Annotated in this window: 7 protein-coding genes and 2 pseudogenes; 3 read left to right on the top strand and 6 right to left on the bottom strand. The window is 63.2% G+C overall.

Annotation, left to right across the window (positions count from 1 at the left end; translation table 11 throughout):
* Positions 1 to 91: 91 nt before the first annotated feature.
* A pseudogene (locus tag ACIPC1_RS37400) lies at positions 92 to 385 on the top strand (IS3 family transposase); the annotation flags it as partial.
* A gap of 310 nt (positions 386 to 695) precedes the next feature.
* On the opposite strand, the gene ACIPC1_RS37395 reads toward ACIPC1_RS37400, so the two are convergent.
* The 4 genes from ACIPC1_RS37395 to ACIPC1_RS37380 form a co-directional block, all read right to left on the bottom strand.
* On the bottom strand, positions 696 to 1,688 hold the full coding sequence (locus ACIPC1_RS37395) for an Abi family protein (protein ID WP_402525531.1): 993 nt from the start codon (positions 1,686 to 1,688) through the stop codon (positions 696 to 698).
* A 412-nt stretch (positions 1,689 to 2,100) separates the two neighbouring features.
* Positions 2,101 to 2,337: a hypothetical protein gene (locus tag ACIPC1_RS37390; protein ID WP_402525529.1), complete on the bottom strand. Its 237-nt coding sequence runs from the start codon at positions 2,335 to 2,337 to the stop codon at positions 2,101 to 2,103.
* A 700-nt stretch (positions 2,338 to 3,037) separates the two neighbouring features.
* Positions 3,038 to 3,175 (bottom strand): hypothetical protein, encoded by a 138-nt coding sequence (locus ACIPC1_RS37385; protein ID WP_402525527.1) that lies wholly within the window; start codon positions 3,173 to 3,175, stop codon positions 3,038 to 3,040.
* Between the two features lie 23 nt (positions 3,176 to 3,198).
* The gene (locus ACIPC1_RS37380) at positions 3,199 to 3,480 is read right to left on the bottom strand and encodes a hypothetical protein (RefSeq protein WP_402525525.1); all 282 of its coding nucleotides are present in this window, start codon (positions 3,478 to 3,480) and stop codon (positions 3,199 to 3,201) included.
* A 261-nt stretch (positions 3,481 to 3,741) separates the two neighbouring features.
* Here ACIPC1_RS37380 and ACIPC1_RS37375 point away from each other — a divergent pair, with 261 nt between their 5' ends.
* On the top strand, positions 3,742 to 3,951 hold the full coding sequence (locus ACIPC1_RS37375) for a hypothetical protein (protein WP_402525522.1): 210 nt from the start codon (positions 3,742 to 3,744) through the stop codon (positions 3,949 to 3,951).
* Positions 3,948 to 4,615: pseudogene (locus ACIPC1_RS37370) on the top strand (restriction endonuclease). Before ACIPC1_RS37375 ends, ACIPC1_RS37370 begins: the two are co-directional and overlap by 4 nt.
* A 256-nt stretch (positions 4,616 to 4,871) precedes the next feature.
* Here ACIPC1_RS37370 and ACIPC1_RS37365 read toward each other — a convergent pair.
* Positions 4,872 to 5,450 (bottom strand): VanZ family protein, encoded by a 579-nt coding sequence (locus tag ACIPC1_RS37365; protein WP_402525520.1) that lies wholly within the window; start codon positions 5,448 to 5,450, stop codon positions 4,872 to 4,874.
* Positions 5,451 to 5,523: 73 nt separating this feature from the next.
* Positions 5,524 to 5,925, bottom strand: a complete 402-nt coding sequence (locus ACIPC1_RS37360; RefSeq protein WP_402525518.1) for a hypothetical protein — start codon at positions 5,923 to 5,925, stop codon at positions 5,524 to 5,526.
* Positions 5,926 to 6,000 lie beyond the last annotated feature (75 nt).

The following is a 6,000-nucleotide window of genomic DNA, read 5'->3' as shown; positions in this document are numbered from 1 at the left end:
AAGACCCTCGGCTGGCGGACACCCGCCGAGGTCTTCGAAGAGCAGCTACGCTCGCTGCAACAGCCCGGCGTTGCAACGACTGGTTGAACTCGCCCAATTTCGGTCCCGGAAGTTCGTCCGGGCGTTTGGGCGGCATCAGATCGTCGGCTCGATAGGAAGAGTCGGGGCAGCAGGCGACAACGCGGCCATGGAGTCCTTCTTCAGCCTGCTGCAGAAGAACGTCCTTGACCGACGGAAGTGGGCCACCCGCCAGGAACTGCGGATCGCGATCGTGACCTGGATCGAGCGGACCTACCACCGACGCCGCAGACAAGCCGCACTTGGCCGACTGACCCCCGTCGAATACGAAACCGTCATGACCACACCGGCCCTCCAGGCCGCGTGACCGAACTTGTCACCCACCCCTGCAGCAGACCCATCCCGTCCGGTTGCGAGTCCGGGGCACTCAAGTAAACGGTGCAAATCAGGTTGCCGGAGCTACCGAGGGAAGTCAGTCGAAGGTGATCTCAAAGGCATTCGGCGCACTTTTCCAGCGGGTGGTGCATCCGCCGCATGCGCCGGTACGAGGCCGGTGCGCGTAAGGCGTGGGGGAGCTGGCTGAGGTGGCGAATACATCGAGCTGGCGGGTGTGCGCTCCGCAATGCGCTGCGGTAATAGCTGTGTTTATCCAGCACTGCGCAGACATATCCCGCACATCATAGTTGGTGGTCGCGTGGATTCTGCGGTGCAACCAGTCCTTCCCAGAACCTCAAGTCGCGGCTGTGATGATCAACGAGCTGGGGGATGACCGGATCGGCGGCCTTGCCGCGTACAGCCATATCGTCGAGTGAGGCGATCACATCGAGAACAGAGCGCGGCTCAAACTGACCCGCCAACCGCTTCACCTTGCTCCGTACGTTGTTCGGTGTGGGGCCGGCGTCGAGGACCGAGTGGTGCCACAGCCTGCTGTGGTGGGCGCATCTGTTACGCAAATAGACCAGGGACCTCACGCGGTACGCAAAGCCGCTCTTTGCGATCCCGAGGCTGGTCGCCACGGCCTCGGCCAGAGAGCCGGTTGCTCCGCGCTCGATGGCCTTTGACAGCGTCCCGAACGACCACGCTTCGACAGCAGACCAAACCGGCAGCTCGCTGTAGCCGACAGGTTTGCCATGATCGGCTCTGTAGCGCAGGATGTGGCGATCTTTGCTGCGATCGATGTCACGCAAGCACGCCTCAACAGTCGGTTCGGCGGTGCTTGCATCGGTGTAGAAGCTCTTCTCAAGGAAATGGCCGTACGGACCGTGGTCGTCGGCGATGACGCGTGCAACGTGGGTACGTAGGAGCAGCTCGACCTGCCCCAGGTGCACCGTGAGCGTGGCACGTAGCGCCTCATCGGCTTCGTAGATGCTGCGTATCTGAGCGAAGGTGACCCCGCGGACGAACATATCGTCGCCTTGGTGGGGAGCCTGCTGAAAGTACCGTGCGTACCCGGAGAAGCGGTAGTAGTTCGTTGCTCTCAGGAAGCCTGTGCACTGCTGTCGATCGTCAATCACGAGGCCGCGACGGGACAGCAGGTCAACCTGCTCTTCCACAGACAGGCTTGGTTTCACTCGCCACCCCGGGAAATGAAAAGGCCCCTCCCATTTGAGCTTCGACGAGAGGCTTGGGAGGGGGTCGATTGTGTTCAGTCTAGTGGACGCCTGCGTCACGAGCCAGTCCTCCGGTGCTCTGCGCGGGGAGTCGTGAGGGGCGCGCAGGGACGGATCCCTCCGTCGCGAGTCGTGTTGCACCTGGTGGGTGGGGCTCCTGCGCTCTTGCTGTCCTCATGTGTCTCACGGCTGTGCGGCACATGCCTCACGCAAAACACCCCCCTGACTGCGTTTCCGCAGGTCAGGAGGGTATTGAAAGCGGTAGCGGAGGGATTTGAACCCTCGGTGACTTGCGCCACACTCGCTTTCGAGGTCTGTTCGTGCTGGTCAGGGCGTGATCCGGCGTCGTTCACGGGCGTTCATTCCCGTACGGATGCTGTGCTCACGGGCGCGGGGTGAACGTCTCTGAATGGCCGCGTACGGCGATGAATGAGACGGAAACTGAGACGGACCGACGCCCCGAAGGGGCTGGTCAGACGATGTGCAGCTTCTCGGGCGTGCCATCCGGTTGCCGCAACAGTAGATCTGCCCCACCTCGTCGCTGGGCGTCGAGGTATGCGTAGATCTGCACTGCTCGATTGATGACATCGGCTTTCGAGAGGCCAGTCCTCTCGGTCAACTCGGCAATGGCGTCTACGGCGGGCGGCACGAGCGTCACGGAGTAGCGTTCGTTTGCCGTATGTCGAGGCTGGCTCGCGGACTCGGGCATGGACTTCCTCCTGATGTGCTGACCGTGCGTTGCGCATCATATCTGCACCAGATTGGTGCGTCTATGCATCGGTCCTGCTAAGGTCTGAGCGCCGAGATTGGCGCTGTCCTTCCTCGGCTGTCGTGGTCGCATCGCCTACGGCACGACCTGTCCAAGTACGGCTGTTCTCGGTTCCACTGACATGCGTCGCGGGAACAGTCGGAGTCCTGGTCTTCCGTTTGGAAGCCGGCTGAGTCCTCGGGTTCGGCTGATCTCGGGCATGGAGTAGCAGCACAAGCAGCCAGCAGCAAACCCGCCGAAAGGCACCTTGTGCTTATCAATGAAAGCAATTCGCCCGTCGAAGATGATGACCAGCCGACTTCGGCGGCCCATGTCACCTTCAGGACGACTCCGGACGGCCCCTCGATTGCTGTGGGGGTTCCTGCGGAACAGTCCGACCTGCTGATGAGGGCTCTCGGAGTCGCCACTGGCGTTGGAGGGTCGGCCCTTGGGCCTTTCCTCATGGCGCGCGCTTTGCACCTGATGGAAGCAGGCATGCCATGGCAGTTCGAAGTTAGCCTGATCGTTCTAGCCACACTGCTGCCACTGGCCTACTTCCTGCTCGGCCGCCGTAGCGGCTGAGCCGCACAGCAGTCGCCCCCCTGGTTCAACGGCCAGGGGGTCGACTGGGGTGTCATGTAGGGCGGACCCGCCCTGATGGTTACCAGCGCAGGGCGATTCCCCTCCCGCTGCCGCGGCTGGGACCCCGGTCGATGACGCCGAGTTCCTCCATCTTGTCCAGTTGGTAGGCGACTGACCCCGTGCTCGACAGGCCTACGCTTCGGCAGATCTCACGCATCGAGGGAGTCTCCCCGCGGTCGGCTACCAGTCCCTGATGCACTTCAGGATGCGTTCTTGCTGTTCCGTGAGGCGGCTCTCCGCGTCCTCCAACTCCCGGACCTGTCGGCGCAGGCCAACCCTCGCTCCCGGCGAACGGCCGGCTCTCGTCTCCCAAAACGAGTGGGAGGCAAGCCGGGCAGAGAGCTGCTGCAACCGACGACGCAGCGCGGCTGTGTGCAGCGGTCGACGCTCCAGCGCCGCGTAGGTGCGGTTCCAGTCGCGTTGGGCCTGGATCAGATCGAGCGGGTACGTCGTGTGCGCCATGGCCAGGATTCAAGCATATGTTCGATTTCTGGTGCGAGAGCCACCCGGCAACCTGTGACGCTTGTCCTGTTCCTCTCTACCTTGATCACGTCAGGTGGTGGTTCCCTAACTTAGTGTCAGAGACCGCGGCAAGGTTGGGCGGTTTGCGGGGAGGTCTGGCGAGGGGGAGACGGCAAAGTGCCTTGGGTCAATCCGTATGTAAGGAAGGACGGCACACCGGTTCGCGGGTACACGCGGTGGGCTCCGGGTGCGCGTCGGGAGATGGCGATATTAGCCGTGGTCGGGCTGGTGGCTGTGGGGATAGGCAACGGCAACGTCACGGTGGGAACGGGCAACGGCACCGGTCCACGTCCTCAGTCGACGGTGCACTACCCGATCAGGTGGGACACCGAGAACACGATGAAGGTGAAGCGGCCGCAGCCCACCGTGTCGTACCCGATCAGGTTCCCGGCCGCGGACGGTGGGCGGTGACGCGGCGGCGCGCTCGGCGTAGCAAGCGGCGCCAGCGGGCAGAGGCGCAACTGATCGGTCTGGTGGTAGCGGTGGTCGTAGCGGTCGCCGTGGTGCACTGGCTCCTGGCGCACTGGTGGCTGTTGGTCGTGATCCTGGTGCTGGGGGTGCTGGCTGGCGTCGGCTGGTTCTACAACCGGCAGCACCAAGCCCGGTGGGAGGCCGTGCGAGTGCAGGGTCTGCGCTACGGGCTGCCTCAACTGGACGCACTGCACCACTCCCGGTTCGAGGACGCGATACGGGAGCTGATGCGCCGGGACGGCTGCCGGGACGCTCAGCGGGTCGGCGGGGGTGGTGATCTGGGAGCGGATGTGAAGGCAACCGACCCGTTCGGGCGGCGCTGGGTAATCCAATGCAAGCACCGCCGCAACGGGGCTCGGGGCTCGGCGGTGGGTACGCCGGATCTCCAGGTTCTCAACGGGACGGCCCGGCAGGTGCACGGGGCGGATATCGCGGTGATTGTGACGAACGGAAGGGTGACCGCGCCGGCCGTCGTATTCGCCAAGCAGTAGAGGCTGCACGTGGTGGACCGCCAGACGCTGGGATCTGGGCGTCGGGCTCCCGCCCACTGTGGGAGCTGCTGCGGGCCGTACCTCCTCCTCGCAGGCCCACCGCCCTGAGCTGAGTGGGCAGTGGGCTTCACTTGAACTCCGCTGGCACACGCTCAAGGTCCGATGGCATAGGGCGACGCTCAGAGAGTGGTTCGTGAGCTGATGCCCGTTTCAGCCTTTCGGTTGGGGCGGGCAGGCTGGTCACGGGCTCGCCGGGTGGTTACGGCCGCGGCTGAGGGAAGAAGCCCTGCTCGGTTTCGACCAGGGTTCCGCGCTCGGCCAGTCGTTTGAATTCCTCGGCAGCCTTGTCGGACCCATCCAACAGCGCGGTCACCCCGCGGCGAGCTCCACAGAATCCTCAGTATCGACGTACAGAAAGGCGCGACGGGGAAAGAACGCCAGTAGGCTGCCGATGAGACCGCCCAAGGTATTGAACAGGACATCGTCGACGTCAACCGTGCGGCCGGCATTCATCACGTACTGCGTCGCCTCGATCAGAACACTCAGAGCGAGGCAGATCAACACGGCCCGGCCCAGCCGCGGCTGCTGGGGGACGAACACCAGCAGTAGGGCGAGAGGGACAAACATCAGGGCGTTCGCCAGTTGCAAGCGCAGGATCATCTCCTGCTCCATGCTGCCCATACCCATGGTGGACAGATCGCTCCCCCAGAGACCCTCACCGGGTACCCACGAGATGTACCGTTGCCCACCGCTGCCGATCGACTGGCTCGGGATCAGCGTGACTGCGAGGATCACCAGCAAGCAGCATGCCAGAGACACACGACACAACATCGGGATGATGCCCTGCGTGCGCGCTTCAATTGCAGCAGCCCCCCAGGGAATCGCTGCACACAAGAAAAGAAATCCCGCCACGGTGGCGAAATTTAGGTAGAGAATGATCTCCCACACGATGAATCTTCCCTTGAGTATCAGGTAGGGCTGCGGGTGCCGCATACATGGTGCGACACCCGCTAGGCTACCGTCAGGGGCAACGCCACTTGGTGACGTACGTCGCGCCCTTGTACTCCATGATGCCGCGGATGCAGTCGCCGGCATCGATGGAGTGTTTCTGGCTCAGCTCACCGTAGCTGCTGACCGAGCTGAGCTTCACGCTGCCGTAGTAGTTCTCCGCAGCGGTGATCTGGTCGTTCTTGCGTTGGTCGCCAAGCTTAACGGTGATCGGGTCCCCGTTACGGGAGTAGCTGACGGTAAACGTATAGGTACCCTTGGTACCGATTGTCCCGCCATTGATGCACAGGCTGCCGTTAGAGGTCTCTCCGCAACCGGAAGGCGTCGCGGACGCAGACGGAGCGGCGACAACAGTGGCCCCCAGAACGGCAACCAGGGATGCAACAGCCCCCATGGACCGCTTAACGTTCTTCACTTTTCGAAATCTCCCGTTGATTACGGGCACCTTGGTCAGAGGTGCCTAAAGGTAGGGAAAATTAAGGACGCCCGA

It is taken from the genome of Streptomyces sp. NPDC087263 (assembly GCF_044744645.1).
Taxonomy (GTDB): Bacteria; Actinomycetota; Actinomycetes; order Streptomycetales; family Streptomycetaceae; genus Streptomyces.
This window is presented reverse-complemented; position numbering and strand designations above follow the sequence as displayed.

What these genes read in the sequence shown, in the direction of transcription:
- ACIPC1_RS37390 (WP_402525529.1), bottom strand. Translation starts at nt 2,337, where the DNA reads ATGCCCGAGTCCGCGAGCCAGCCTCGACATACGGCAAACGAACGCTAC.
- ACIPC1_RS37375 (WP_402525522.1), top strand. Translation starts at nt 3,742, where the DNA reads ATGGCGATATTAGCCGTGGTCGGGCTGGTGGCTGTGGGGATAGGCAAC.
- ACIPC1_RS37380 (WP_402525525.1), bottom strand. Translation starts at nt 3,480, where the DNA reads ATGGCGCACACGACGTACCCGCTCGATCTGATCCAGGCCCAACGCGAC.
- ACIPC1_RS37385 (WP_402525527.1), bottom strand. Translation starts at nt 3,175, where the DNA reads ATGCGTGAGATCTGCCGAAGCGTAGGCCTGTCGAGCACGGGGTCAGTC.